Origin of the sequence: Microbacterium aoyamense (assembly GCF_023155855.1) — a bacterium.
In the GTDB taxonomy this organism is placed as follows: Bacteria; Actinomycetota; Actinomycetes; order Actinomycetales; family Microbacteriaceae; genus Microbacterium; species Microbacterium aoyamense.
Map to the genome: position 1 here is coordinate 13,199 of NZ_JAKNUT010000003.1, position 24,212 is coordinate 37,410.

Here is a 24,212-nt window from a genome sequence, read left to right on the forward strand (position 1 = left end):
TCCGGATGCCCGCCCTCTCGACGCGCACCCTGGGGCGAACGGGTCTCAGCGTCTCCGAACTGGGCTTCGGCGCGATGGAGTTGCGCAACACCCCGCATCGTCATCCTCGTCCCGTGCCGAACAGCGTGGCGGCCGATGTCCTCAACACCGCACTCGACCTCGGCATCACATTCATCGACACCTCCATCGACTACGGCGACAGTGAAGAGCGGATCGGACGCTTCATCGGTCATCGCCGTGACGAGTTCGTCCTCGCGACGAAGGCGGGCTGCCCCGTCGAGCACCAGCCGCATGCCACGACGGCTCGACTCGTGCACGATTACTCACCCGCGAATCTGCGCGAGGGCGTGGAGCAGAGCCTCTACCGACTGCGCACCGACCACATCGACCTGCTTCAAGTGCATCTCGCGCCCGCGGTCGAGGAGTTGCTCCGCGACGACGTCGCGGCCACCCTCGAGTCCTTCCGCCACGAGGGCAAGGTGCGGTTCCTGGGTGTCTCGAGCGAGCGCCCCGAGCTGGAAGGCCACCTCCGGCTCCCGTGGATCGACGCCGTGCAGCTCCCGTACTCCGCACTCGAGCCGGAGCTGGAGCTTGATATCGCGGCGCTCGCCGGCGACGACCGCGGTGTGATCGTGCGCGGCGGGTCCGCCCAGGGTGGGGCCCTGCGTGCGCGCGGCTCGGCCCAGGTCGGACTTGCCGCTCGCGACCTCGACCTGGGCGACCTCCTCGACGGCGAGTCCGTCGCGGGCTTGCTGCTGCGCTTCACTCTGAGCACACCCGGAGTGTCGACCGTCATCTCGGGAACCGCCGATCCCGGTCACCTGCGCGCGAATGCGCGCGCTGCGCAGCGCGGACCGCTGGCCGTCGATGTGCGGAACGAGATCCGGCGCCGGTACGTGATCGCGGCCGCGAAGGCGACGACGGAGGCGAAGGCATGTCGAGATATGACGGCAGGGTGGCGATCGTCACGGGCGCCGGGGCCGGGCTCGGGCTCGGGATGACCGTGCGGCTCCTCGATGAAGGCGCCCATGTCGTGGCGGGAGATCTCGACACCAGCCGGCTCGACCGGCTGAGGCATCCGAATCTGATCAGTCTGCCCGGCGATGTCACCGACCCCACCACCGCCGACGCGCTCGTCAGCGCCGCCCTCGACATCGGGACCGGCCGGATCGACGCGTTGTTCAACAACGCGGGAATCGCACTGTTCGCGCCTGCCGAGGAACTCGAGAACGCCCAGTGGGACCGTGTCATCGCAGTGAACCTCAGCGCGTGCTGGTACGTCGCATCGGCCGTGGGGAGGGTCATGATCGCCCAGCGTGGTGGCGCGATCCTCAACACCGCCTCGGGCGCCGGGCTCGCCGCCGTCACGGACGGCCTGGCGTACGTGGCGTCCAAGCACGGCGTCGTGGGCTTGACGCGGTCCCTCGCCGTCGACTGGGGCAGGTACGGCATCCGGGTGAACGCGCTCGCTCCCGGGTTCACGTCGACGGGAATGACCGAGTCGTTTCGCGAGCAGGCTCCCGACCTCTATGCCGCTCGCGCTTCTCGCGTGCCGCTCGGCGGCCGCGCGGGCACGATCGATGAGCAGGTCGCGATGGCGCTCTTCCTCAACTCGGATGAGGCGAGCTACACGACCGGTCTCATCGCCGTGGTCGACGGTGGCACGCACGCATTGTCGGCCGGGTACTCTCCGCGTCCTCCGGTGGCGCTGTGAGCCTCACCGGAATGGTGTGCCTGATCACCGGTGGCTCCGGGGGCCTCGGCGCAGCGATCGGCGACCTCTTCGCGCGTGAGGGCGCGATCATCCACCTCGCGGATCTCTCGGACGCGCCGGGGCGAGCCGTCGCTGAGCGGATCGGCGCGGGATTCCATCGACTGGACGTGACCGACGAGTCCGCGTGGATGCGGGCGATGGACGCGATCGATGCGGAGCACGGTCGCCTGGACGTACTCGTGAACTGCGCCGGGGCGAGCGGGATCATCGGCGACGGCGGCCTCCTCGACACATCGCGATGGCACACGCTCTTCGCGATCAACGCTACGGGGCCGTTCTTCGGGATGAAGCACGCCTGGCCTCTGCTTCGTCGGTCGTCCGCGCCGTCGGTCGTGAACGTCACATCGATCTCAGCAGCCGTCGCTGTGACGCCGGCGCACCCCGCGTACGGAGCATCCAAGGCCGCGCTGTCGTCCCTGTCGCGGATCATGGCTGTCGAGATGGCGCAGGACGGCATCCGCGTCAACAGCGTCGCGCCCGGAATCCTGCCGGTGATGTCCGGCCTGGCCGACGACGCCGCCGAGCGGGCGACGGCGCATCGCGAGAGCGTCGTGCGAACGACCGTCCCCCTCGAGAGAGTCGGCGACCACCTCGAAGTGGCGGCCGCGGTGCGCTTCCTGGCCTCGCCGGATTCCAGCTACGTGACGGGCACGGAACTGCGGGTCGACGGCGGATTCACGGCCCGGTGAACCAGATGCGGACGCGAAGGTCAGGAATCGGAGCGATCGTGGGCGCCGAGTTCGCGGCTGATCCGATCCGCCTGCTCGATGACACGCGCGGCGTACTCGTCGATACGAGCCATCGCGATCCTCGACGAAGAGCCCGCGATCGTGATGCTCGCGACGACGCGATCCTCGTGGTCACGGATCGGCGCGGCGACGCATCGAAGGCCGATCTCCAGCTCCTCGTCGTCGATCGCGTAGCCGTGCAGGCGTATCACGTTCAACTGGTCGAGGAGTTGCCGCTTGGACTGCACGCTGTGCGTTGTGGAGCCGCCGGTCAGCTGCTCGGTCGGGTAGAGCATGTCCAACGTCGAGGGCTGCAGCTGCGAAAGGAGGACCTTGCCCATGGCCGTGCAGTGCGCCGGGCTGCGCTTGCCGACGAACGAATGCATCCGCACCGAGAAGGACCCGTCCATGAGGGCCACCGTCACGGCTTCCTTGCCCTCCAGGACGCCCAGATGACAGGTCTCGCCGAGCTCGTCGACGAGCTGCCGAAGGAACGGCGCGGCTACGGTCGTGAGATTGGTGTCGGCTGCGGCGATGCTGGCCAGACGCGTCATCTTGCCGGTGAGCTGGAATCCGGTCCCGACGGTGGCAGGGCGAAGGAAGCCCGAGGTGACGAGAGTGGCGGCGATCCGGGATGCCGTCGACTTGTGCGTTCCGAGGTGTCGTGCGATCTCGGCGACGGTGATGATCGGCCGATCGACGTCGAACATGTCGAGGACGGCCAGTCCGTTCTGAAGCGCCGTGATGTGCCCCTCGCGCCGGGGAGACAGTCCCTCGTCCACGGCCTCCGAATGCGCAAGATCCATCCGGTCAGCGTATCGACCGGGTGGGAAGGCGACAAGCGCACTCTGCGCGACCCGTCGCTCAGAGTGCATCCTCGATCGGCACCCTCATGAACGCTTCCGTCCCTACCGCTGCCGAGGTCGGACAGCTCGTCTGCGTCGGTGAGGGAGAGGTGCAGTCGGGCCAGATCGACGAGAACGGTCATCTCAACGTCATCCGGTATCTCGACATCCAGGCGCGAGCGACGACCGTCGCGTGCGGCGAGTACGGATTGGACCTGAGTTATCCCGCCGAGTGCGGAATGGGGCTGTTCTCGGTCGATCATCACGCGCGCTACCTGCGCGAGCTGCGTCTCGGTGATGCGTACCGAGTGCACGTTCGCCTGCTCGGTGCGAGCGTGACGGGATTGCACACGATGGCGTACATGGTCGGGATCGCTGGTGGGGAGGTGGTGAGCACCCTCGAGTCGCTTCTCCTCAACGTGGATCTCGAGACTCGCCGCGTCACCCGCCTGCGCTCCGACCGGGCGGAGCGCGTGGCAGCCGGTCTCCGGAGAGACTCCGCGTTGCCGTGGACGTCGGCGACGTGCTCGTCCATCCGCCTCCGAGGTCGTCCTCTCATCGACCTCCCCCACTGAGTGGGGCCGCAATGGTCTGACAAGCGACGACCGTGGATGGCGTCGCGCAAAGAGGTCGCCCTGGATCTATCCTGGCGATTTGTCCGACAAGCTTTCCTTTTGTCCAATGATGATCAATACTGATGTACGTCATACAGGATCTTCGACAATGATGTGAGGCGAATCCATGGCTCTTGCCTTCCGGACAATCAACCCCGCTACAGGAGAACTCGTACACGAGTATCCGCACCCGACGGCCGAGGGACTCGAGTCGCTGGTCGCGTCCGCGCACGCGGCGTTCCTTGCGTGGAGCAACACCGAGGTCTCCGACCGCGCCGCGCTGTTCACCCGCGTCGCCGATCTCTTCGAAGAGCGCAAGGATCAGTTCGCTCGTGCCGTGACCCTCGAGATGGGCAAGCCGCTCATCCAGTCGGTCGTCGAGGCGGATCTCGCCATCTCGATGTTCCGCTACTACGCCGAACGGGGCGCGGAGCTGCTCGCCGACGAGGTCTTGGATGTCCCCGGCTTGTCGAAGGCGATCGTCCGCAAGGAGCCGCTCGGCGTCGTCGTCGGCATCGAGCCGTGGAACGGCCCGCTCTACCAGGCCATGCGCGCCGTCGCCCCCAACCTCATGCTGGGCAACACGATCCTGCTCAAGCCGAGCGAGCAGTGCGCACTTTCGACGCTCCTCTTCGATGCGCTGTTCCAGGACGCAGGGTTCCCCGCGGGGGTCTATCAGACCGCGCTCATCAGTCACGAGCAGGCGGCACAACTGATCGCCGATGACCGGGTGCGCGCGGTGACCTTCACCGGCTCGGAGCGCGCCGGACGAGTCATCGGTGCGCTCGCGGCCGAGAACGTCAAGCCCGTCACGCTCGAGCTGGGCGGGTCCGACCCGTACGTCGTGCTCGAGTCGGCCGATGTCGCCGCAGCGGCCGCGACGGTGTGCTGGTGGCGTCTCTACATCGGCGGTCAGGTGTGCATCTCCCCGAAGCGGATCATCCTGGAGGACGGCATCGCCGACTCGTTCATCGATCAGTTCGTCCCTGCCTTCGGCAACGTCGTCCTCGGTGACGGGATGGACGAGGCGACGACGCTCGGACCGATGATCAGTGCGGACGCCGCCGCGCGCGTCCAGGCGCAGGTGGACGATGCGATCGACAAGGGTGCGACCGTCCTGCTGGACGGTGGGCAGGTGGATGACACCGCCTTCTTCCGACCGGTCGCGCTCACCGGCATCACGCCGCAGATGCGGATCTTCCAGGAGGAGGTGTTCGGGCCGGTCGCGATGATCTACCGCGTCGCCGACGCGGATGCCGCCGTCGCACTCGCCAACGACACCCCCTACGGGCTCGGCGGCACCGTGTGGGGTGAACAGGATGCTGCACTCGCCGTCGCGCGGCGCATCGACACCGGCGGTGTGGGCATCAACGGGCCGCTGGGCTCGCCGATCGAGATCCCGTTCGGCGGCACGAAGAAGTCCGGCACCGGTCGTGAGCTCGGCAAGTCCGGTATGGACGGCTTCGCCAACATCAAGACGTACGGGCTGGTCGGCTGATGACCGAGGACGAACTGGGCACCTTCTTCACCCCGGAGCAGCACGCGACGGTGGCGGCGCTCGTGGCGGACATCATCCCGTCCGACGACGAGCACCCGGGCGCTCGCGAAGCGGGGGTCGTCGACTTCATCGACGGCGCACTCGCCGGCCACGACGCTGCCTGGCAGCCCGCCTACACGGTCGCGCTCACGGGGCTGGCCGATTACTGTCTGGCCGAGTTCGGCGGGACGTACGAGACGCTCGCGGACGATGCGCGCGGAGTCGTCCTGGCAGGACTCTCGGCCGGGGAGCTGAACGGCACAGACGCGACATGGACCAAAGGATTCTTCGGCGTCCTCTGGCAGCACACCGTGCAGGGCTTCCTGTGCGACCCGGTCTACGGCGGCAACAAGGACATGGTGGGCTGGAAGGCGGTCGGATTCCCCGGTGCGCAATACGGCTACGGCCCCGAGTTCCAGTACGGCCGTGGCACCCCGCTGCCCATGCCGGTGCCGCGCGAGGCCATGAAGAAGCTCGCCGAGGAGCATCCCGAGAAGTTCTTCAACGCGTACAGCTACAGCAACTGACGCCCCCGATTCAGCAAGGAAGCGATTCAACACATGGCAAAGAAGTACGACGCGATCATCGTCGGCATGGGCGCCTCGGGTGGTGTGCTCGCTCGCGAGCTCACGCGTGCGGGCATGAAGGTGCTCGGTCTCGACAAGGGTCACGAGCTGGAGTTCGACGACACGTGGAAGAAGTTCGACGAGCTCGGCTGGTCTTCGCGCGCTCAGCACTCTCCGCGCATGACCACCGACCCGATCACGTGGCGCGACAATGACGCCGATGAGGCGGTCATCGCCCCGTGGGCGGTCGGGCCGATGCTCAATCCCTTCTGCATCCCTCCGTCGCTCGGACCCGGTGGCGGATCGTGGCACTACGCCGCGTGGCACTTCCGCCAGGCGGCCGAGGACTTCACGATGCGCTCGACGATCACCGAGCGCTTCGGCAAAGACGCGCTCCCCGAGGGCTCGAACATCCAGGACTGGCCCTTCGGCTACAAGGAGCTGGAGCCGTACTACGAGCGGATCGAGTACGAGATCGGCGTATCCGGCAAGGCGGGCAACATCAACGGCGCGATCGATCCGCGCGGCAACGTCTTCGAGACGCCTCGCCGGTCGGAGTTCGCATACCCCGCGCTGCGGCCGGGCGCGCTCTACGGCAAGTTCAAGGAGGGCGCCGAATCACTCGGTCTCCACGCATACCAGACGCCGACGGCGATCATCTCGCGGGACACCGGGGAGCGGAAGGCGTGCACCTACTGCGGCTTCTGCCGTGACTTCCTGTGCCATGTCGGGGCCAAGAGCTCGACGCACGTGCAGCTGATCCCGGATGCGCTTCGCACCGGCAATCTCGACATGCAACTCGGTGTGCGCGTGCAGAAGGTGAACATCGGGGCGGACGGACGTGCGAAGGGCGTGTCGTGGATCACCCCGGAAGACGGTGGCGAGCACGAGGCGGAGGCTCCTCTGGTGATACTCGCCGCCTACGTGCTGGAGAACGTGCGACTGCTGCTGGCGTCGGGGATCAACGACAACGGGCAGACCGGCAAGTACTACTACATGCACAACTACGACTGGTCGGCGACCCTCATGGAGGAGGACTCGCTGCTCTACGCCGGCCCCGCGGCTGCCGGTGGTGCGCTCGACGACTACAACGCGGTCAACTACGACTGGTCGGGCACAGGCATCGCGTGGGGAGGACCGTTCGTGCTCTTCAACGGCGACATCCAGCCCACCGAGGGGGCGGGGATGCAGCCAGGCGATGAAATGCGCTACGGACCGCAGTTCAAGAAGTGGCTCACCGACGGGTATCGCCGGATGGTCGGCATGGTGTCGATCGGCGTGCAGTTCCCGATGGAGCAGAACTATCTCGATCTGGATCCGACCCGGAAGGACCCCTGGGGTGAGCCTGCGCTGCGGATCACGCACTCCTGGACGAAGCACGAACTGACGTACAGCTCCTGGATCCAGCCGAAGCTCGGCGAAGTGCTCACCGCGATGGGCGGCACCGTCGCACCGTGGTCGTTGAGCATGAAGCCGCTGCACATCACGACCCACGACCACGGCGGCCACATCCTCGGCGACGACCCGGCTCGCTCGGTCGTCGACGCGAACCTGCAGAGTCATCAGGTGCCGGGTCTCTACGCCCTCGGCGGCGGGTCCTTCCCCACCGTAGGCGGCTACAACCCGACCGCAACGATCCAGGCACTGGCGTTCCGCCTGGCCGAGCATCTGACCTCGGCACAGACCGGCTGGTCGTTGTGGGAGGACAGCTCCGGCCGCGCCGCCTGACACGAGCAGGACGGCCTCCAACCGCCGTCCGCGCGCACACACCACCTTCACGTGGCCCACGAGGCTCGCGAAGGTCTGACCCGCACCCGAAAACACACCAAGAGACAGACCAACGGAGGTCATCACATGAAGAAGTCACTCGCCGCGATCGCGATTGGAGCGGGCCTCGTGCTCGCACTCACCGCATGCGGCTCCACCACCGACACACCGTCTGGAGGCGGCACCGACGCACCTGCCGGCGACGTGCCCCAGGCGATCGTCGACATGGCTGCGGCCGCCGCAGAGCCCCAGACGTACGACGGTCCCACCACCTCACCGGACATCACGACGGACGTGACGGTGGTCTCGATTCCGTGCAGCATGGCGGCGGCCGGCTGCGCTCGATGGGACGCGGGCGTCCACGCGGCCGCCGACGTGCTCGGATGGGACGTCCAGACGATCGATCCCGCGTTCGATCCCACGAAGACGAATGACGCGTTCCAGCAGGCGATCAACATGGGCGCGGATGCCGTGGTCATGATCAGCATCGACCCGGCGCTCGTATCGAACTCGATCGCGGCGGCACGCCAGGCCGGCATCGTCGTGGTCAGCGCCGGCGCCGGCTATGAGGACGACCCCTACACCGACGACGGCATCCAGTACGACGTCAGTGCGCATGGACCCGAACAGGGCGAGTGGATCGGCGCCGTAGCGTGCAACGCGCTCGGGGGCGCCGGAAACGTCATGACGTTCATCGACGAGCAGTTCAAGCTCGTCCAGCAGCGCATGGCAGGAGTCGACAAGTCCCTCGCGGAGTGCCCCGGCATCACCACGAAGCAGGAGCAGATCTCCGCCGCTGACCTCGGCACGGTCCTGCAGGGCAAGGTGGCAGCCATGCTCCAGGCGAACCCGGACGTCAACGCGGTCATCGTTCCGGCCGACGCCTTCACGACCGACTTCCTGGTCGCGCTCCAGCAGATCGGCCGCAACGATGTGTCGGTCTACTCGATGGATGCCAACGAGAACATCGTCGAGAACGTGGCGGACGGCGGCGCCGTCAAGGGCACCATCGGTGTCGCGCTCGAATGGCAGGGCTGGGCGACCCTCGACAATGTGAACCGGCTCCTCGCCGACGGCACGACCACCGAGAACCACGACGGTGTGCAGATCCGTCTCGTCTCGGAGGCGTTCATCCCCGAGGGCAACCAGTACACCGGTGACTCCGACTTCGAAGCCATCTACACCGAGCTGTGGACGACGGGGGCGTACTCCGGATGACTCCGCGCGGTCAGGCGACGTGGGCGGACGGTGGCGAGCACGCCCTCGTCCTCGACGGAATCAACAAATGGTTCGGGAGCAACCACGTCCTGACCGATGTCTCCTTCGAGCTGGGCCGCGGCAAAGTCGTGGCCCTGCTCGGAGAGAACGGCTCGGGGAAGTCGACGATCATCAAGATCCTCAGCGGCTTCTACGACCCCGCGCCGGGTGGGCGGATCGAGGTGGGCGGCAACGAGCTGACGACCCCGGTCTCGCCCGCCCGGGCGCACGACGCCGGCCTGCGGTTCGTCCATCAGGACCTCGGGCTCGTCCAGTCGATGTCCATCTCCGACAACGTCGGCTTCAGCACGGGATTCCGCACTCCTCTCGTGGGCGCCATCCGGCGCCGCCGGATCCGCTCGCTGGTGCGCAAGCGCCTCGAGCGGCTCGGGCTCCGCTGGGATCCGGACGCCCTCGTCTCGTCGCTCTCGCCGGCCCAGCGGACGATGCTCGCGATCGCCCGCGTCCTGGGCGACCCGGATGACCGCTCGCCGCGGATGCTCGTGCTCGACGAGCCGACCGCGACCCTTCCCGCGACCGAGGTCGGGCAGGTCTTCGACATCGTCCAGCGCGTGACGCAGGACGGGGGAACCGTCCTGTACGTCTCTCATCGCATCGACGAGGTCCTCGAGATCGCGGATGAGGTCATCGTTCTGCGCGACGGCAAGATCATCGCGCAGCGCTCCACGGAGGGGCTCACCCACGAGCAGATCGTCGCGCTCCTGCTGGGCCGCGAACTCGCGCGCACCGCCCCGCGGCGCGCCGACGAGGAGACCGACCGCGTCGAGGGGGAGGACGACTGGATCCTCCGGCTGCGGGGGGTGAGCGGACGCATCGTCTCGGGCATCGACCTGGACGTCCGGCGGGGTGAGATCCTCGGCATCGGAGGACTCGCCGGGTGCGGACGAAGCGAACTCGCGCGCTTGATCGCCGGCGCCCAGAAGACGACGGCCGGCACGATGATGCTCGACGGCGAGCTCTACGACCCGACCGGGCCCGGCGAAGCCATCCGCTCGGGAATCACCTACGTGCCCGAGGACCGGCGAAACCTCGGCTGCATCGGACCGTTCTCCGTCCAGCAGAATCTGACGCTTCTCGATCTGCGGCCCTTCGGTTCCGCATTCTGGCTCGACAAGCGCAAAGAGCGCCGCGAGGCGCTCGCGCTCATCGAGCACTACGACATCCGGCCCGCGGATCCCACCCGACCCATCGCGAAGCTCAGCGGCGGCAACCAGCAGAAGGCGGTGCTGGCGAAGTCGTTGCGCGTGCAACCGCGCGTGATCGTCCTGGACGAGCCGACGCAGGGCATCGACATCGGCGCGAAAGCCGACATCGGCAGGCGCGTGCTCGAGCTGGCACGCGCCGGCACGACCGTCATCCTCGCATCCAGCGATGCGCCCGAACTGGTCGCCCTCTGCGACCGCATGATCGTCCTCGACCGCGGGCGCATCCGGGCTGAGATGGATCGCTCAGAGATCTCCGAGGACGAGATCGCCTTGACCACGACCGGGGCCGTGACAGTGGTCACGACCCGGACCCCGCACTCCGGCAGGAAGGCCGAAAAGCCATGACAACGACGACGGAAACCATTGCCCCGCCGCGGCGGACCGTCGGCGCGCGCGCCCTCGACATCCTGGGTCGCTACGGCGTGCTGATCTTCCTGCTGCTCCTCATCGCGGTGTTCAGCATCCTGCTGCCGGGGAGGTTCTTCACCGCCGCGAACGGGGTGACCATCCTCACCGGCCAGGCGATCCCGCTCATCCTCGCCATCGCGGTGCTCTTCCCGCTCTCCGCGGGTGAGTTCGATCTGTCGGTCGCGGCGAATCTGAGCTTCTGCGGGGTGTGGGTCGCCTACTCCAGCTCATTGGGCTGGCCCGTCGTTCTGGTCCTGGTCTCCGCTCTCGCGATCGGAGCGATCATCGGTGCCGTCAACGCGTTCTTCATCGTCAAGGTCGGCGTGAACGCGTTCATAGCGACGCTGGCGATGGGGACGATCCTGGTGGGATTCAACCTGTTGGTGACGAATGGGCAGCTGCTCTTCCGGGGGATCCCCGACGAGCTCAAGAAGATCGGGACGACGACCTTCATCGGCTTCCCCATGACGGTCTGGATCGCCTTCGCTCTCGCGCTCGTCGTCTGGTACATCCTCGAGTTCACGCCCTTCGGCCGATACATCCGGGCGACGGGATCGGGCCGCGAGGCGGCCCGATTGAGTGGTGTGCGCACCGGGCCGTCGCTCGCCGCCGTCTTCATCATCGCGGGGACCATCTCGGGACTCGCGGGATTTCTCAACACGGCATGGATCGGATCCGCCAACCCGACATCGGGCCCGGAGTTCCTGCTGCCCGCCTACGCGGCGGCGTTCCTCGGAGCGACCGTCATCCAGCCGGGGCTCTTCAACCTCTGGGGGACGATCATCGGCGCACTCGTGCTCGCGGTGGGCATCAGCGGGCTCGTCATCGCGGGCGCCCCGTTCTGGCTGCCCAACGTGTTCAACGGCGTCGCGCTGCTGATCGCCGTGTCGCTCTCGGTCCTGTCGGCACGCAAGCGCGGGGACAGCACGCGGTAGCGGCATGAGCCGGGACGGTGCGATCCGAATCCTGGCGGATCGGAGCGAGATCGAGCAGCTGCGCGGCGCTTACGCGGTCGCCTCCGACCGCCACGACTTCGATGCCGTCGCGGATCTGTTCGCGCCCGACGGCGAAGTGCAGACGGCCCAGGATCCCCCGATCGTGGGGCGCGAGACCCTTCGCGCGTTCTACAGGACGCTGCCCTCGATCATGGGGACGTGGAGTCACCACAACACGACATCGACCCTCGAGCTCACATCGGACGACACCGCCCGAGGTGTCCAGTACTTCCTGTTCGCGGCGAACTGGCCCGACGGGCGCGCACGGTTCGAGGCGGGCCACTACGACGACGATTACCGTCGCGTCGACGGCAGGTGGCGGATTCAGCGACGGCGCGTCGTCTGGTTCTGGACCCGCTTCATGGACTGGCCCGGGGACTGGACCCAGGTGACACCGACGTTCAGCGAGTGAACGCGAAGATCCGCTCAGCCAGACCGACACCGGTCAGGCCGAAGTGCTCGAGGAGCTCGCGCGGGCCACCGCTCTGGCCGTAGTGGTCATCGATCCCCAGGCGCAGCAGACGCGTGGGACGCTGTGCGGACAGCAGTTCGGCTACCGCTCCGCCGAGCCCTCCCGCGATCTGGGCTTCCTCCGCCGTCACGGCGAGGCCGGTCTTGGCCACCGAGGCGAGGATGGTCCCCTCGTCGAGAGGCTTCACGGTGGGGGAGTGCACGACCTCGGCGTCGATGCCACGCGTCGCGAGAATGCGCGCAGCGATGAGGAGCTCGTACGTCATCGTTCCTGTGCCGATGAGGCTGATGTCCGTACCCGTGCGCGCGATGTACGCCTTGCCGATCTCGAAAGGCGTGTCCTCGGTCGTGAAGACCGGCGTCGCATCACGCGCGAGGCGGAGGTACGTCGGCTTGTCGTTCGCAGCGGCGGCGAGCGTCGCCTTTCGGGCCTCGATCGCGTCGCCGGGCGCGATGACGATCATGTTCGGCATCACGCGCATGATCGCGATGTCCTCGAGCATCTGGTGCGTCGCGCCGTCCGGTCCGACGTTCACGCCGGCGTGCGAGCCCACCACCTTCACGGGCATGTCGTTGAGAGCCGCCGTCGTCTTGATCTGCTCCCAGTTGCGACCGGGGCTGAACGCGGCGTAGCTCGATGTGAACGGGATCTTCCCGGCGCGGGCCATGCCGCTCGCGACCGTGACGAGATTCTGCTCCGCGATGCCCACTTCGATGAACCGGCGCGGGAAGCGCTCGGCGAAGTGGTGCATCATCGTGGATTCGGTCAGATCGGCGCAGAGCGCGACGATCCGATCATCCGCTTCTCCGGCGGCGAGGAGTCCGAGGCCGAATCCCGACCTGAGAGGCTCGGTCCGGGGCGCTGTCGCCTCGTCGTGCAGATCGATCGTGAACGCGTTCATCGGGCCGACTCCTTCTCGAGGCGTGCGACCGCGGAGATCGCCTGATCGGCTGTCGGCGGTTTGCCGTGCCAGCGATAGTCGTACTCCATGAACGGGACGCCCTTGCCCGGGACGGTGTAGGCGAGGATGACAGAAGGTTTCTGAGCTACGGCCTTCGCCTGGTTGATCGCGCCGATGAGCTCGCTGACATCGTGTCCGTCGACTTCCAGGACGTGCCATCCGAAGGACTCCCACTTCGCGCGCAGATCGTCCAACGGCATGACGTCCTCGGTGAGCCCGTCGATCTGGATGTAGTTGCGGTCCACGATTCCGATGAGGCGTCCCAGCTTGTATTTGCCCGCGAACATCGCCGCTTCCCAGATGTTGCCCTCGTTGAGTTCGCCGTCGCCCATCGCGACGTAGACGAATCGGTGCAGATCCTGGTCGATGATCTGACTCGCGTATGCATAACCGGCCGCTTGCGAGAGGCCGCTGCCCAGTGGCCCGCTGGTGTTCTCGAGCCCTGGCAGCGCGGTGCGCTCAGGATGACCCTGAAGACGTGTGCCCAACCGGCGCAGCGTGCTCAGCTCCTCGAGCGGAAAGTAACCCGCGTGCGCGAGCGCGGCATAGAGCACGGGTGCCGTGTGGCCGTTCGAGAGGAAGAAGACGTCCCGCTCGGCCCACTCCGGGTTCGCCGGATCATGGCGCATCGCATGGAAGTAGAGGACGGTCAGGATCTCGGCCATGCCGAGTGGGCCGGCGCTGTGGCCGCTCTTGGCCGACGCGAGCATCTCGATGATGGAGATGCGGATGCGGCGCGCGATGTCGTCGAGTTCCGCGGGCGGCAGCAGCCACGGGTCGGAGGTCGCCGCAATAGCGGGTGTGTTGCGATCCAGCAGAGTCATCCTCGTCCCCCTCGCACGCGAGACGATCGTCGTCTCCGCTACGAGAAGGAACGTACCTCATTTGCCTGACAAGAGGCAAACTGTCACAAAACAGACAGCTATCGCGCAGCGGAGGCCCCGCTCGCCGCAGCGTGCGAGCGGAGATAGTCCAGGTGGCTCCGCATCACCGTGACGGCTTCGTCGGGATCGGCACTCTCTATCGCCCGATACAGATCGATGTGGTGCGTGACCGCCACTCGGCCCAACTCCTCATCGGTGTTGACGAAGGCGAGCGGGTGCGCCGTGCGGTGGAGCGCGGAGACGAATGCCGCGAGCACGCGATTGCCCGACGCGTTCGCGACCTCGGAGTGGAAGCGGGCGTTCAGTACCGGGACGATCGGATCGTCGAAGGTCGTTCCGCGCTCCTCGTCGATAATCTCGCGCAGCTGCTCGAGATGCCGCTGATCACGATGCGTCGCGGCGAGGCGGGCGCTGGGAACCTCGAGCAGGTCGCGGAAGGTGGCGACTTCTTCTGCGGTCACCGACCCGAGATCGAGGATGTTTGTGAGGCGCTCGGACACCACGCGCGACAGGGCGTTGTGGTCGACGCTCTCCACGTAAAGGCCGCTCGTCGTGCCGGGGCCCTTTGCGAGCAGGCCGGCCTCGACCAGCGAGCGCAGGGCCTCGCGGATGGTCGCGCGACTCACATTGAAGGACTGTGCGAGGGCGTGTTCGCTTGGCAGCCGTTCGCCCTCCACGATCGACCCGTCGAGGATGGCGCGGCGGAGCTGGCTCTCCACCTGCTCCCGCGGGCGCTGCACCGGTATCGCGGAGAATGCTGCGGGATTCGTCGATGAGTCCGTCATGTGAGACCTTGTCTGATCACTGACAATGAAGCCATCGTGCCAGTAGTGGTCGACTTCCGTCCATCATCTCGTCAATTATGACCCGAGCCGCGGGGTTTGTTGCACTCCACGCACCGAAAGAATGGGCCTGACCATGGTTTTCCGGCCCTCCAGCCGCGAACGTTGCCTGAGTAGGTGTATTGTCGGACAAGCGCGCATCGATGACGAATGCGTGTGATTCGGAGGCGATGGAGCGGTGCGAACAACGAAGGCTTGGGTGCAGCGAGCAGCCCGCGATCTGGCGATCGAAGAACTGGAACTCCCCGAACTCTTCCCCGGAGGTGCGATCGCCGAGGTCGAGGCGAACGGCATCTGCGGGAGCGACTTCGAGCAGTATGTCGGTCACTTCGACGGAACCGGCATCATGCGGTACCCGCTGGTCATCGGCCATGAGCCGCTCGTGCGCATACAGGAGGTCTCCCCCGAGGCGGCGGAGCGCTGGCAGGTCGCGGAGGGTGACCGCGTCGCGGTCGAACCCCACGCCGGCTGCGGCGTCTGCACCTATTGCATGTCCGGACGTCAGGTCCTGTGCCCGCGGAAGATCCAGTACGGGTACGTCAGCCTCGACGTAGGATCCGGGCTCTGGGGCGGTCTCGCGGAGCACATGGTGCTCAGCGGCAACACCGTGCTCCACAAGATGCCCGAGGATGTCTCGGCCGAAGACGCTCTGATGTTCAATCCGCTGTCGGCAGGTTTCGAGTGGGGGGTGCTCAAGGGCGGCATCGGCATCGGCGACGACGTCCTCATCATCGGCGCGGGTCAACGCGGATTGGCCTGCGTGATCGCCGCCTCGATGGCTGGCGCCGATCGCATCATGATCTCCGGGCTCGAGGGAGACCGGGACAAGCTCGAGCTCGCCAAGGCTCTGGGCGCTACCGATACGTTCATCACCGACCCCGCCGAACCGACCAGCCTCCTCGACCAGACCGGCACGAAGGTCGCCGACAAGGTGATCGACGTCGTCCCCGCGGCGACGCGCCCCGTGCTCGACGCGATCCAGGCCGTGCGTGTGGGCGGAAGGGTCGTGCTGGGCGGGCTCAAGGGTGCGCGCACGGTGCCGGACTTCGTGTCGGACGATCTGATCCTGAAATCGATCGAGGTCGTCGGCGCACTCGGAGTCAGCTCGCGCGGCTATCAACTCGCCATCAAGGCGATCCTGAGCGGCCGGTACGACTTCGCGCCGTGGCACACGCACACGGTGTCTTTCGCCGACGCGGAAGACGGAATCAAGATCCTCGGCGGCGAGATCACGACCGGCGCCGCCCCCATCCACGTCAGTGTCGTGAACAAGTAGACGGGAGCACACAGTGCCGGTGACCATTCCCAGGTTCTCCGACGGCCTCGGGCCGATGACCATCCTCCCCGCAGTCTGGGACGTGCTCTCGGCGGCGACCGCGCGATCGGTCGGCACGACGCACCTCTTCCTCTCGGGGGCCGCGCTCAACAACGTGCACGGCTACCCCGATCGCGGCCTGATGGACACCGAGGATGTCGCGCGGACCGTCAAGGAGATCACCCGTGCCACGGGTCTGCCGATCATGGTCGACGCGGAAGCCGGATTCGGCGGACTGCCCAAGTTCGGCCGCCTGCTCGACGAGCTCGCCATGGCCGGGTGCAACGCGATCATGATCGAGGACCAGGACGAGTCCGGGGCCACCAAAACGGTCGGCGTCGAACAGAAGCTCTGCGATCCGCAGGTGATGGTCGATCGTCTCGAGTTCATCCGGAAGCATTTCGGCGACCACTTCGAGATCCTGGCCCGCACCGACTATCTGCTGCTCATGGACTTCGCGGAGAGCCTCGAGCGGCTGGAGATCTACGATGCCGCCGGTGCCGACTGGGTCGTCCCGGTGTTCGCGCCGTCGAAGGACGCGCTCGTCGCGGCCGGCGAGAGGTTCCCCGGCAGGCTCATGGTGCTCGCGGCGTCGCCACCGATCAACGGCGCGATGAAGTACGTCACGCGCTGGGAGGACATGCAGGAGATCCAGCCCGTCGCGGTCAAGGTGACCGGTGAGTATCGCAACGTCGTGCCGCCCCTGCAGGAGTCCTACCGTCAGGCGCTCACGGGCGATTGGCGGACGCTCTTCGACGGCCGCCCCGATCCGGTGTGGTTCGACGAGATGCTCGGTCTGACGCGTCCCCTCATGGAGGGTTGACGGTGGAGATCGTCGATGCCCAGGTTCACGTGTGGGCGCCCGACACCCCCGAGCGACCCTGGAACGTCGCGACCGGTCACAAACCGCACGGGCCGGCGGAGTACACCGCCGAGATGGTGATCGCACAGATGGATGCCGCGGGTGTGCACGCGGGGCTGGTGGTCCCCACCTCGTTCGAGGGCGATCGCAACGACACCTCGCTCGGCGCGGCGCATCGATTCCCCACGCGACTTCTCGCTCACGGCCGGTGGAACATGGTCGCTCCCGACGTCGCCCGGGTCATCGAGGAAGAACTCGAGGATCCGCTGCTTCGCGGCATCCGGCTCACCTTCAACGGCGCCGCCGCTCGCTGGATCGAGGACGACGTGCTGTCCTGGCTGTGGCCGTGGGTGCAGGAGCGCGGCATCCCGGTATCGATGTTCCCCGTCGTGGACGACCTCGCGGAGCTCGTGCCGATCGCGCGCGACCACCCGGGGCTCCGGCTGTCGATCGATCACCTCGGTACGAGCGTCCCCAAGGTGGGATACGACCGTTTCGACCGGATCGAGCAGCTCGAGGCGCTGGCACCGTACGAGAACGTGGCGGTCAAGGTGTCCGCATTGCCCATCTCGTTCCAGGCGACGTACTCGCCGGCGACCGTGAGGCGTGTCGTCGATTTGCTCCTTCCTTGGTTCGGCCCGACGCGCATGTTCTGGGGCTCGGACTACACCCGATATCCAGGCGAGTCCTACGGCGACACCGTCGGTGTGTTCCTCGAGGGGATCGCACACCTCGATGCGGGCGATCAGGAGTATGTGATGGGCCGCGCGGTCCGCGAATGGTTCGGCTGGCCGCAGGCATCCTGAATCTGCGCACATTGCATCTATTCGACGCAGGACATGCATTGGACGCGTTCAATCGACGACGCACACTGTAGTCATCGCAGTCCTTTGAACAACGGAGTCGGATGATGGATCACGCGGATTCAGCGGCATCGGCCGCCTACGCGGACGTGCTGATCGTCGGCGGGGGCCAGGCGGGCACGCAGGTCGCCGTCGGGCTCCGCTCGGCGGGGTTCGAAGGCTCGATCCGAATCCTGGAGGCCGGCGGCCACTTCCCGTATGAACGGCCGCCGTTGACGAAGGCCTACCTCCGCGGTGAGCGCGAGGCAGAGGACCTGCTCTTCCGGGCGGAGGCGTTCTGGCAGGAGAGCGCCATCTCGATCGAACTCGGCCAGTCGGTCGTCGAGATCGACCGCGCGGCGCACCAGGTGCACTGCGGCACGGATCGCACTTTCGGCTACGGGCGGCTCGTCTGGACGGCAGGTGGAAGCGCACGCCGATTGCCGCTCGGCACCGGCATCGACGGCGTGCTCAGCGTCCGCACGCTCGATGACGCCGACCTGCTTCGGGCGCACTCGGCGGACATCCATGATGTGGTCGTCATCGGCGGGGGCTTCATCGGCCTGGAGGCGGCGGCGGTTCTCCGGGAGAAAGGCGCTCGGGTGACGATTCTCGAGGCCCTCGATCGTCTGCTCGCGCGCGTGACCTCGCCACCCGTCTCCGAGTACTTCGCATCGCTGCATCGGTTCCACGGGTCCGACGTGCGAACCGGAGTCGTCGTCGAGGAGATCACCTCGGACGGCGACGGTGCCGTCACCGGTGTGCGACTCGCAGACGGTGAGGTCGTCCCCGCCGATCTGGTGCTCGTCGGCATCGGGCTCGTGCCCAACATCGAGCCGCTTCGCGCATCGGGGATCATCTGCAGCAACGGCGTCGACACGGATGCCGACGGACGCACGTCGGATCCCGACGTGTTCGCCGCCGGCGACTGCGCGAACCGGGTCAACGCCTACTCGAACGGGCGGCAGGTCCGGCTGGAGTCCGTCCCCAACGCGGTCGAAGTCGGCAAGGGGGTCGCGGAGGCGATCACGGGCGGGGGGGAGCGCACGGAAGCCGCCCCCTGGTTCTGGTCGCATCAGTTCGACACCAAGCTGCAGACGGTGGGGCTCTTCAACGACTACGACGACTTCGTCGTCCGCGGCGACGTCGAGTCCGGGTCGTTCACCGTCGCCTACCTGCGCGAGGGTGTCGTGATCGCGCTCGACTGCATCAACAGCACGAGGGATTTCGCTCAGGGCAAGTCCCTCGTTCCCGCACGGCGCACCGTCGCGGTGGATCTGCTCGCCGACACCTCCATCGGGTTGAAGGATCTCGCCGGGGCTGCACGCACGTGACCGAGGCCGCGGGCGGATCCGCCTCCGGTCGAGGAGCCGTCGCGCCGCCGCCGTTCTGGGCAGGCGTCAGCATGCCGCCCTCCCCACCTGGGGGTCACGACCACGTGGGCCTCGCCGCGATCGTCGCGGGGTGCGGGCTGGACAGCGTGTGGATGGGCGACCACAACCTCATGGTCGAGGACCAGCGCTCGCCGTATCCCTACTCAAAGGACGGCCTGTTCCCGGGGGCACCGGACGTGGCGTGGTTCGACTGGGTGGTCGCGCTCGCCACGATCGGCGGCGCCGTGCCCCGGATCGGACTCGGCGTCGCGGTGACGGTCCCCGTGCTCCGGGAGCCGATCATCTTGGCCAAGCAGATCGCCACGCTCGATCGACTGAGCGGCGGACGCGTCGTCGTCGGCGTCGGAACCGGATGGCTGGCCGAGGAGTTCGAGGCGCTCGACGTGCCGTTCGCGGGGCGAGGGGCGCGCCTGGACGCCTGTCTGGACGTGCTGCGCGAGGTGTGGACGGGTCGTCCGCGCCCCGGCGCCTATGGTCCATACCGTCTGAGCGATGGTCTCGTGACGCTGCCGACCCCGGCGCAGGTCACTCTTCCCGTCCTGGTAGCCGGCGATGGCGAGGCGGCGATGGACCGCGCGATCCGTCGGGGTCAGGGATGGCTCACCGTGCTGGATCCGGTGAGAACGCCGATTCCGGCCGCGCTCGAGCGGATCGCGCGGTTCCGAGAGCGTGCGGGGGACGCCTCCACGACGGCGGTCGCGAGGGTTCCCGTTCGCTCGAGCGCGGTGGGTGAGGCATCCCTCCGCACCTACCTTCATCAATTGGTCGACGCGGGTGTGGGAGGGTTCGTGTGCGATGTCTCATGGGCATCGCCGGAGCGCACGCGCGACGTGCTCGGCCGGCTCGACGACGACCTGGCGTCGGTCCGATGATCAAGATGGTCGCACTCATCACCCGTCGTGCGGATCTCGATCGCGAGGAGTTCCTGAGGATCTGGCAGGACGAGCACACCGCTTTGGTCGAACGGCTTCCGGGGCTCCGCGGCTATCGGCAGAACCCGGCGATCGCGCACCATCGGCCGTGGCCGTACGACGGCATGGTCGAGCTCTGGTTCGACGACGTGGATGCTGCGCGGATCGCATTCGGCAGCCCTGCGGGTCGAGTCGTCCACGATCATGAGCGGACGTTCGTCGCGACGGTGGAAACGCTTGTCGTGGAGGAACGGACGGTCGTGGATCCTTCGCAATCCTGGCGATCTCGCTCGTCAGACAATGAACAAAAACGAACCATTTGACAATTGTCAGACAAGATGCGACTCTCTATGAGTCGGGCTCGAAGTGGAGGACAACGCGATGGCGCAGCTGACCGAGGATCAGAGACTGATCGTCGAGGCGATCGATCAGATCTGCTCCCGCCTCGTCACTGACGAATACTCCGCACTTCTCGATCGGGAGGCGCGGTATCCCCGCGAAGTCATGGACGCACTCGCCGAAGGCGGGTGGTCCGCCCTCCCCGTCTCGGAGGAGGCCGGCGGTGCCGGTTCGAGTGCACAGGATCTCGTCGTGGTTCACGAAGCGCTAGCCCGCCACAACCTCGTGATCGGCCAGGCATACTTCTCGCTCTGGGTGTTGGGCGCCGAGGCGATCGAACGCCTGGGCACCGTCGAGCAGAAGGAGCGGTGGCTCGACGCCATCCTCCAGGGCAAGAACGTGGCGTTCGCCCTCACCGAGCCGGGTTCGGGCTCCGACGCCGCCGCGCTCCGCACGGCTGCCGTGCGCGATGGAGACGACTACGTCGTCAACGGCTCGAAGGTTTTCATCACCGGAGCCGCGGTGGCCGACGTCATCGTGACGGGTGTGCGAACCTCGACGGACGGCAGGAAGCACGATGGCATCACGACCCTCATGATCGACCCAGCCCTCCCCGGGGTCGAGATCCGCAAGCTGGCGAAGATGGGTCTCAAGGGCATCGACCTGTGCGAGGTCTTCCTGACCGACGTGCGTGTGCCCGCCAGCGACGTACTGGGAGAGGTCGATAAGGGCTGGTCGGGGATGCTGCCGGGCCTGGCGAACGAGCGGCTTCTCCTCGCGGCGCTCAGCGTGGGTGCACTCCAGAACCTGCTGGATCTCTGCCTCGCCTACGCGCAGGAGCGGAGCACGTTCGGCAAGCCGATCGCGGGCCACCAGCTCATCGCCGAGAAGCTCGTCGAGATGCGCGTCGCGATCGAGGCGAATCACGCACTCACGATGCATGCTGCAGCTCTGCTGGATGCCGGCGACCCGGACGCATCGACGGTCGCATCGATCGCGAAGCTCAACGCGACCCGAGACTACGTGTCGGCGACACGGGAAGCCGTGCAGATCTTCGGAGGCTATGGGTTCTCCGACGAGTACGCCGTGTCACGCCACTACCGTGACTGTAAGTACCTCGAGATCGGCGGCGGCGCCAACGAGATCCAGAAGATCGTCATCGCACGCGGAATGGGGATCCGACTGTGAGCGTGCTCGACGAGTTCCGCCTCGACGGTCGGGTCGTGATCGTGACCGGCGCATCGGGTGGACTCGGTGCCGCGGGGGCCCGTGCCATCGCGGAAGCGGGCGCCCATGTCATCCTCACCGGTCGGCGTGAGAACCTCCTTCGCGCGCGTGTCGACGAGATCACCGCCGCCGGCGGGTCGGCCGAGCACCGCGTGCTCGACGCGGTCGACGAGGATGCCGTGGCGACGACGTTCGGCGAGCTCGCTCACGCGGTAGGCCCGTTCGACGCGATCGTCAACAACGCCGCTCAAGCCCACCAGGCCGCAGTCCTGGACGTGGGCAAAGCGGACTGGGATCGCATCCTCGACGTCAACCTCACCGGCACCTTCATCGCCACGCAGGCGTTCCTGCGGCATCGCCGGAACGACCGCAGCACGTCGGTCGTCAACATCTCCTCGCTCGCGGCGACAGTCGGCGTTCGCGGACAGGCGGCCTATGCCGCCAGCAAGGCAGGTGTCGTCGGCCTCACTCGCGCGCTCGCCGTCGAACTCGCCCGCGAGGATGTGCGCGTCAACGCGCTGTCGCCCGGCTACTTCGCAACGGACATGCCCGGCGACGTCCTCGCGGATGAGGCGGCGACGACCGCACTGCTGCGCAAGGTGCCGCAGCGTCGCATCGCCGATCCCGCCGAGATCGGCGCACCCCTGGTCTTTCTCATCTCGGACGCATCCCGCTTCATGACGGGTGCGGTCATTCATTTCGACGGAGGGTACACGGCACTATGAGCGCACCACAGGGGGCGGCACTCGTCACAGGCGCGGCCGGAGACATCGGGCAGGCGACAGCGGTCGGATTCGCACGACAGGGCCGTGACGTCGTCGTCTTCGACCGCAAGGTCGAGCTTCTCGCAGAGACCGTGCGGCTCTGCGAGGCGGAGGGCGTCCGTGTGCATGCGGCCGCAGTCGACCAGACCGACTCCGATGCCGTGCTGGAGGGTGTCGCGGCCGCGATCGCGGCCGTCGGACCGGTGACCGCGCTGTTCGCGAATGCGGGGTACGGGAAGTTCTCGGGCCTGCTCGAGCAGCCGCTCAAGGAGTGGCACCGGCACGTGGACGTCAACTTCAACGGCACGTTCTTCGTCTGCCAGGCCGTCGCGCAGGCGATGGTCGACGCCCGCTCGGGTGGATCGATCGTCATCAACGCGTCGTCGGGTGCGTCCCAGTACTCCGACCTCCTCGGCGCTTACTGCGCGACCAAGGCCGGGCTGAAGATGCTCGCGACGGGACTCGCCTCCGAGCTCGGCAATCACCGCATCCGTGTGAACTGCGTCGAGCCCGGGGTCATCGAGACCGGCATGACCGGGCCGATGCTCGCCGGCGAGAACGGTCAGGCGCACCGGGACATCCTCGTATCGGACACGCCCGTCGGACGCCTGGGCCTTCCCGAGGACGTCGCAGAACTCGTCCTCTTCCTCAGCTCCGACCATGCAGCCTTCATCACGGGCGTCGCCGTGCCGATCGATGGCGGACAGACCATCCACGGTCATCCGCGGTGGTACCGCACGGACTACCGCGTGGACCACGTCGCGGAATGGGAGGTGACCCGATGAGCGGAGTGCGCGCATCGAAGGTCATCGACGTCGCGGATGTCGCGGCCCAGGTCGAGGACGGGATGACGGTCGCCGTCGGCGGATTCATCAACTCCGGGCACCCCATGGCGGTCGTTCGCCAGCTCATCAAGGACGGCCGTCGCGATCTGACGATCGTCGGTGCGGCATCTGCGGGCCTCGAGACGGATCTGCTCATCGCGGCGGGCGTCGCGAGTCACGTGATCACCCCCTACATCGGCGCAGAGGGCTTCGCGGGAATCGGCCCGGCGTTCCGCAAGGCGGCACAGGACGGGTCGATCGACGTTTTCGAACTCGACGAAGCGCACTTCTACGCGGGTCTGCGGGCCTCCGCGCAACGCGTGCCCTACAACCCGTGGCGGGCGGGACTCGGAACGGACCTCCCCGTGATCAATCCGCGACTCAAGCAGTACCGCGATCCGATCAACGGCGAGCTGCTCATCGCGGTTCCCGCGATCGACATCGACGTATGCCTGCTACACGCCGCCGTCAGCGACATCTACGGCAACGTCCAGCACAACGGCACACGCTACGGCGACATCGCGATGTACAACGCGGCCGACAAGACCTTCGTCTCCGTCGAGAAGATCGTCTCGCCCGAACAGATCCGTGCCGATCCGCTCAGGACGAGCATCCCAGGCGCGACCGGAGTCATCCGCGCTCCGTTCGGCTCGCACCCGTACTCGGCCGACGGCTACTACGTTCCCGATGCCGCGCACATCCAGGGCTACCTCGCTGCGGCGACCACCTGGCTGAAGTCGGACGATCGGTCCGAACTGGACGCCTACCTCGACGAGTACATCGTCGGCCCCGCCGATCACGCGGACTATCTGGAGCGCGTCGGCATCCGCACCCTCCTCTCCCTGAACGAGTTCTGAG

25 protein-coding genes are annotated in these 24,212 nt (G+C 67.1%); 21 read left to right on the forward strand and 4 right to left on the reverse strand.

The window, feature by feature from the left end; translation table 11 throughout:
* The first annotated feature begins 5 nt into the window (after window positions 1–5).
* Genes MA876_RS09260 through MA876_RS09270 form a run of 3 tightly spaced genes read left to right on the forward strand, consistent with a single transcriptional unit; the run spans window position 6 to window position 2,463 of the window.
* Entirely contained in the window at window positions 6–1,001 is a 996-nt protein-coding gene (locus MA876_RS09260) for an aldo/keto reductase (protein ID WP_275562512.1), read from the forward strand.
* Window positions 956–1,714 (forward strand): SDR family NAD(P)-dependent oxidoreductase, encoded by a 759-nt coding sequence (locus tag MA876_RS09265; protein WP_248148056.1) that lies wholly within the window; start codon window positions 956–958, stop codon window positions 1,712–1,714. Before MA876_RS09260 ends, MA876_RS09265 begins: the two co-directional genes overlap by 46 nt.
* A complete protein-coding gene (locus MA876_RS09270) occupies window positions 1,711–2,463 on the forward strand; it encodes an SDR family NAD(P)-dependent oxidoreductase (RefSeq protein ID WP_248148058.1) in 753 nt (250 codons plus the stop codon). The genes MA876_RS09265 and MA876_RS09270 overlap by 4 nt, the downstream gene beginning before the upstream one ends.
* Window positions 2,464–2,483: 20 nt before the next feature.
* Here the strand turns inward: MA876_RS09270 and MA876_RS09275 are convergent, their stop codons facing one another.
* Window positions 2,484–3,308, reverse strand: a complete 825-nt coding sequence (locus tag MA876_RS09275) for an IclR family transcriptional regulator (protein WP_248148060.1) — start codon at window positions 3,306–3,308, stop codon at window positions 2,484–2,486.
* Window positions 3,309–3,394: 86 nt separating this feature from the next.
* On the opposite strand from MA876_RS09275, the gene MA876_RS09280 reads away from it, so the two are divergent.
* The 8 genes from MA876_RS09280 to MA876_RS09315 all read left to right on the forward strand — a co-directional run bounded on the left by MA876_RS09280 (window position 3,395) and on the right by MA876_RS09315 (window position 12,129).
* Window positions 3,395–3,922, forward strand: a complete 528-nt coding sequence (locus MA876_RS09280; protein WP_248148062.1) for a thioesterase family protein — start codon at window positions 3,395–3,397, stop codon at window positions 3,920–3,922.
* A gap of 166 nt (window positions 3,923–4,088) precedes the next feature.
* Window positions 4,089–5,459, forward strand: coding sequence for an aldehyde dehydrogenase family protein (locus tag MA876_RS09285; RefSeq protein ID WP_248148064.1), 1,371 nt, complete (start codon window positions 4,089–4,091; stop codon window positions 5,457–5,459).
* Window positions 5,459–6,025, forward strand: a complete 567-nt coding sequence (locus MA876_RS09290) for a gluconate 2-dehydrogenase subunit 3 family protein (RefSeq protein ID WP_248148066.1) — start codon at window positions 5,459–5,461, stop codon at window positions 6,023–6,025. The genes MA876_RS09285 and MA876_RS09290 overlap by 1 nt, the downstream gene beginning before the upstream one ends.
* 33 nt (window positions 6,026–6,058) lie before the next feature.
* Window positions 6,059–7,792, forward strand: a complete 1,734-nt coding sequence (locus MA876_RS09295; protein ID WP_248148068.1) for a GMC family oxidoreductase — start codon at window positions 6,059–6,061, stop codon at window positions 7,790–7,792.
* Window positions 7,793–7,918: 126 nt separating this feature from the next.
* Window positions 7,919–9,049 carry a sugar ABC transporter substrate-binding protein gene (locus tag MA876_RS09300; RefSeq protein WP_248148070.1) on the forward strand — a complete coding sequence of 377 codons (1,131 nt, stop codon included), beginning with the start codon at window positions 7,919–7,921 and terminating at the stop codon, window positions 9,047–9,049.
* Window positions 9,046–10,659 carry a sugar ABC transporter ATP-binding protein gene (locus MA876_RS09305; protein WP_248148072.1) on the forward strand — a complete coding sequence of 538 codons (1,614 nt, stop codon included), beginning with the start codon at window positions 9,046–9,048 and terminating at the stop codon, window positions 10,657–10,659. Before MA876_RS09300 ends, MA876_RS09305 begins: the two co-directional genes overlap by 4 nt.
* Entirely contained in the window at window positions 10,656–11,657 is a 1,002-nt protein-coding gene (locus MA876_RS09310) for an ABC transporter permease (protein ID WP_248148074.1), read from the forward strand. The genes MA876_RS09305 and MA876_RS09310 overlap by 4 nt, the downstream gene beginning before the upstream one ends.
* Before the next feature lie 4 nt (window positions 11,658–11,661).
* Window positions 11,662–12,129: a nuclear transport factor 2 family protein gene (locus MA876_RS09315; protein WP_248148076.1), complete on the forward strand. Its 468-nt coding sequence runs from the start codon at window positions 11,662–11,664 to the stop codon at window positions 12,127–12,129.
* Here MA876_RS09315 and MA876_RS09320 read toward each other — a convergent pair.
* The 3 genes from MA876_RS09320 to MA876_RS09330 all read right to left on the reverse strand — a co-directional run bounded on the left by MA876_RS09320 (window position 12,119) and on the right by MA876_RS09330 (window position 14,819).
* Window positions 12,119–13,090, reverse strand: a complete 972-nt coding sequence (locus MA876_RS09320) for a transketolase family protein (protein ID WP_248148078.1) — start codon at window positions 13,088–13,090, stop codon at window positions 12,119–12,121. The two genes, MA876_RS09315 and MA876_RS09320, sit on opposite strands and share 11 nt — an antisense overlap.
* Window positions 13,087–13,974, reverse strand: coding sequence for a transketolase (locus MA876_RS09325; RefSeq protein WP_248148080.1), 888 nt, complete (start codon window positions 13,972–13,974; stop codon window positions 13,087–13,089). The genes MA876_RS09320 and MA876_RS09325 overlap by 4 nt, the downstream gene beginning before the upstream one ends.
* A gap of 98 nt (window positions 13,975–14,072) precedes the next feature.
* Window positions 14,073–14,819, reverse strand: a complete 747-nt coding sequence (locus MA876_RS09330) for a FadR/GntR family transcriptional regulator (RefSeq protein WP_248148082.1) — start codon at window positions 14,817–14,819, stop codon at window positions 14,073–14,075.
* Window positions 14,820–15,075: 256 nt separating this feature from the next.
* Between MA876_RS09330 and MA876_RS09335 the strand changes: the two genes are divergently transcribed.
* The 10 genes from MA876_RS09335 to MA876_RS09380 all read left to right on the forward strand — a co-directional run bounded on the left by MA876_RS09335 (window position 15,076) and on the right by MA876_RS09380 (window position 24,211).
* Window positions 15,076–16,152, forward strand: a complete 1,077-nt coding sequence (locus MA876_RS09335) for a zinc-dependent alcohol dehydrogenase (protein ID WP_248148084.1) — start codon at window positions 15,076–15,078, stop codon at window positions 16,150–16,152.
* 19 nt (window positions 16,153–16,171) lie between these two features.
* The gene (locus tag MA876_RS09340; protein WP_248148085.1) at window positions 16,172–17,014 is read left to right on the forward strand and encodes an isocitrate lyase/PEP mutase family protein; all 843 of its coding nucleotides are present in this window, start codon (window positions 16,172–16,174) and stop codon (window positions 17,012–17,014) included.
* 2 nt (window positions 17,015–17,016) lie between these two features.
* The gene (locus MA876_RS09345) at window positions 17,017–17,859 is read left to right on the forward strand and encodes an amidohydrolase family protein (RefSeq protein WP_248148087.1); all 843 of its coding nucleotides are present in this window, start codon (window positions 17,017–17,019) and stop codon (window positions 17,857–17,859) included.
* Between the two features lie 104 nt (window positions 17,860–17,963).
* Window positions 17,964–19,229, forward strand: coding sequence for an NAD(P)/FAD-dependent oxidoreductase (locus tag MA876_RS09350; protein ID WP_248148089.1), 1,266 nt, complete (start codon window positions 17,964–17,966; stop codon window positions 19,227–19,229).
* Window positions 19,226–20,161, forward strand: coding sequence for a TIGR03619 family F420-dependent LLM class oxidoreductase (locus tag MA876_RS09355; RefSeq protein WP_248148091.1), 936 nt, complete (start codon window positions 19,226–19,228; stop codon window positions 20,159–20,161). The genes MA876_RS09350 and MA876_RS09355 overlap by 4 nt, the downstream gene beginning before the upstream one ends.
* On the forward strand, window positions 20,158–20,523 hold the full coding sequence (locus MA876_RS09360) for an EthD family reductase (RefSeq protein WP_248148093.1): 366 nt from the start codon (window positions 20,158–20,160) through the stop codon (window positions 20,521–20,523). The genes MA876_RS09355 and MA876_RS09360 overlap by 4 nt, the downstream gene beginning before the upstream one ends.
* A gap of 58 nt (window positions 20,524–20,581) precedes the next feature.
* Window positions 20,582–21,727 (forward strand): acyl-CoA dehydrogenase family protein, encoded by a 1,146-nt coding sequence (locus MA876_RS09365; RefSeq protein ID WP_248148096.1) that lies wholly within the window; start codon window positions 20,582–20,584, stop codon window positions 21,725–21,727.
* A complete protein-coding gene (locus tag MA876_RS09370; RefSeq protein ID WP_248148098.1) occupies window positions 21,724–22,491 on the forward strand; it encodes an SDR family NAD(P)-dependent oxidoreductase in 768 nt (255 codons plus the stop codon). The genes MA876_RS09365 and MA876_RS09370 overlap by 4 nt, the downstream gene beginning before the upstream one ends.
* Window positions 22,488–23,315 carry an SDR family NAD(P)-dependent oxidoreductase gene (locus MA876_RS09375; RefSeq protein ID WP_248148101.1) on the forward strand — a complete coding sequence of 276 codons (828 nt, stop codon included), beginning with the start codon at window positions 22,488–22,490 and terminating at the stop codon, window positions 23,313–23,315. Before MA876_RS09370 ends, MA876_RS09375 begins: the two co-directional genes overlap by 4 nt.
* Window positions 23,312–24,211 (forward strand): CoA transferase subunit A, encoded by a 900-nt coding sequence (locus tag MA876_RS09380; RefSeq protein WP_248148103.1) that lies wholly within the window; start codon window positions 23,312–23,314, stop codon window positions 24,209–24,211. Before MA876_RS09375 ends, MA876_RS09380 begins: the two co-directional genes overlap by 4 nt.
* Window position 24,212: the final 1 nt, after the last annotated feature.

Excerpts from the sequence above, each read along its gene's own strand:
- MA876_RS09325 (WP_248148080.1), bottom strand. The coding sequence starts at position 13,974 with ATGACTCTGCTGGATCGCAACACACCCGCTATTGCGGCGACCTCCGAC.
- MA876_RS09285 (WP_248148064.1), top strand. The coding sequence starts at position 4,089 with ATGGCTCTTGCCTTCCGGACAATCAACCCCGCTACAGGAGAACTCGTA.
- MA876_RS09310 (WP_248148074.1), top strand. The coding sequence starts at position 10,656 with ATGACAACGACGACGGAAACCATTGCCCCGCCGCGGCGGACCGTCGGC.
- MA876_RS09295 (WP_248148068.1), top strand. The coding sequence starts at position 6,059 with ATGGCAAAGAAGTACGACGCGATCATCGTCGGCATGGGCGCCTCGGGT.
- MA876_RS09330 (WP_248148082.1), bottom strand. The coding sequence starts at position 14,819 with ATGACGGACTCATCGACGAATCCCGCAGCATTCTCCGCGATACCGGTG.
- MA876_RS09320 (WP_248148078.1), bottom strand. The coding sequence starts at position 13,090 with ATGAACGCGTTCACGATCGATCTGCACGACGAGGCGACAGCGCCCCGG.
- MA876_RS09300 (WP_248148070.1), top strand. The coding sequence starts at position 7,919 with ATGAAGAAGTCACTCGCCGCGATCGCGATTGGAGCGGGCCTCGTGCTC.
- MA876_RS09290 (WP_248148066.1), top strand. The coding sequence starts at position 5,459 with ATGACCGAGGACGAACTGGGCACCTTCTTCACCCCGGAGCAGCACGCG.
- MA876_RS09280 (WP_248148062.1), top strand. The coding sequence starts at position 3,395 with ATGAACGCTTCCGTCCCTACCGCTGCCGAGGTCGGACAGCTCGTCTGC.
- MA876_RS09315 (WP_248148076.1), top strand. The coding sequence starts at position 11,662 with ATGAGCCGGGACGGTGCGATCCGAATCCTGGCGGATCGGAGCGAGATC.
- MA876_RS09305 (WP_248148072.1), top strand. The coding sequence starts at position 9,046 with ATGACTCCGCGCGGTCAGGCGACGTGGGCGGACGGTGGCGAGCACGCC.
- MA876_RS09360 (WP_248148093.1), top strand. The coding sequence starts at position 20,158 with ATGATCAAGATGGTCGCACTCATCACCCGTCGTGCGGATCTCGATCGC.
- MA876_RS09275 (WP_248148060.1), bottom strand. The coding sequence starts at position 3,308 with ATGGATCTTGCGCATTCGGAGGCCGTGGACGAGGGACTGTCTCCCCGG.
- MA876_RS09380 (WP_248148103.1), top strand. The coding sequence starts at position 23,312 with ATGAGCGGAGTGCGCGCATCGAAGGTCATCGACGTCGCGGATGTCGCG.
- MA876_RS09365 (WP_248148096.1), top strand. The coding sequence starts at position 20,582 with ATGGCGCAGCTGACCGAGGATCAGAGACTGATCGTCGAGGCGATCGAT.
- MA876_RS09260 (WP_275562512.1), top strand. The coding sequence starts at position 6 with ATGCCCGCCCTCTCGACGCGCACCCTGGGGCGAACGGGTCTCAGCGTC.
- MA876_RS09350 (WP_248148089.1), top strand. The coding sequence starts at position 17,964 with ATGGATCACGCGGATTCAGCGGCATCGGCCGCCTACGCGGACGTGCTG.
- MA876_RS09375 (WP_248148101.1), top strand. The coding sequence starts at position 22,488 with ATGAGCGCACCACAGGGGGCGGCACTCGTCACAGGCGCGGCCGGAGAC.